Raw genomic sequence first — 1,067 nt, 5'->3', positions numbered from 1 at the left:
AGAAAGATAACTTTTGGCAACCGTTCAGCTTTGGGGGCTTCCAACCATGCGGTAATGATGAGTATTATTCAGACCGGCATCTTGAATGGTATCGAACCATCAAATATTTCACTGGCTTTATCAGTAAAGCCTTTAACTTCATTTACGGAATTGCCAAAGATAAGGCCGCCATGAATTTAAAAAGCCGAGGTTTAGCCTCGGCACCGTAATAATCCTGTAATATCGATTGTAAATTTTTTGGAAAAACTTACCTATTACCAGCTTTTTTCATAATTTATCTCAACTTCTCCAGAATTATAAGATTTTGAAATTAAGAATTAGTTTTTTATTTTTGGATTAATTTGCGAAAATTCTTTTTTAACTATTTGATATAAATCATCTACTGGTTTTTTAACTCTTTCTGGTTTTATCCCTTAAAACCTTAAGAGCAGCAATCACCCCAACTAAAGCTTCTTTCCCAGGATCGATAGTAACATAGGCAGCTTTTCCATGAGAGGTGCCTGTTCCCCATCTATCACCATGTACTCCTAAAGCCCTACGAAGAGGCACCATTACTTCTTCCTTCCCAATAATTAGACCTGCTGTTGGTGCACCAACAGCTTTATCCATGCTATATAACATCACATCAGCATTGGTTTTTCTAAGATCAGTTCCTATAAAGGGAAGACCCCAGGCATTATCCACGATATTAGGTGTTTTCTAGTTACCATTTTTTATTGCAATAGCATCAATTTCTAGTTTCGCATTCTTGGGAAGATTTGATACTTCAACACAAGAACGAGCTGGTAAACTCTTTTCAAAATATTTACTATATATCTTATTTACTAAAGCAAAATCCTTTATATCTTGTAGATATATGGTAACTTTTACTACATCTTCTAACGAACTACTACCGGCTTTTAAGATCGCTTCTATATTCTTTAATACCTGCTCGGTTTGTATTTCAATATCGCCATCAATAAATTCATTAGTTTCTGGATTTATAGAAATCTGACCAGAAAGAAACAATAAAATTTCTGCTCTTATTGCTTGGGAATATGGGCCGATAGCTAAAGGCGCTTTTTGCG

Annotated in this window: 3 protein-coding genes; 1 reads left to right on the top strand and 2 read right to left on the bottom strand. The window is 35.2% G+C overall.

Annotation, left to right across the window (positions count from 1 at the left end; translation table 11 throughout):
• On the top strand, positions 1–209 hold a 209-nt coding region (locus COZ07_RS04225), incomplete at its 5' end, for a hypothetical protein (RefSeq protein ID WP_406607339.1).
• A gap of 181 nt (positions 210–390) precedes the next feature.
• Here COZ07_RS04225 and COZ07_RS04220 read toward each other — a convergent pair.
• Both COZ07_RS04220 and COZ07_RS04215 read right to left on the bottom strand, forming a co-directional pair.
• Positions 391–684, bottom strand: coding sequence for a hypothetical protein (locus tag COZ07_RS04220; protein WP_406607338.1), 294 nt, complete (start codon positions 682–684; stop codon positions 391–393).
• A gap of 15 nt (positions 685–699) precedes the next feature.
• On the bottom strand, positions 700–1,067 hold a 368-nt coding region (locus COZ07_RS04215), incomplete at its 5' end, for a RidA family protein (RefSeq protein WP_406607337.1).

It is taken from the genome of Candidatus Infernicultor aquiphilus, from assembly GCF_002784285.1.
GTDB classification, from domain to species: Bacteria; Atribacterota; Phoenicimicrobiia; order Phoenicimicrobiales; family Phoenicimicrobiaceae; genus Infernicultor; species Infernicultor aquiphilus.
The sequence above is the reverse complement of the archived record's forward strand: the minus strand, read 5'-3'. Positions and strand labels throughout refer to the sequence as shown.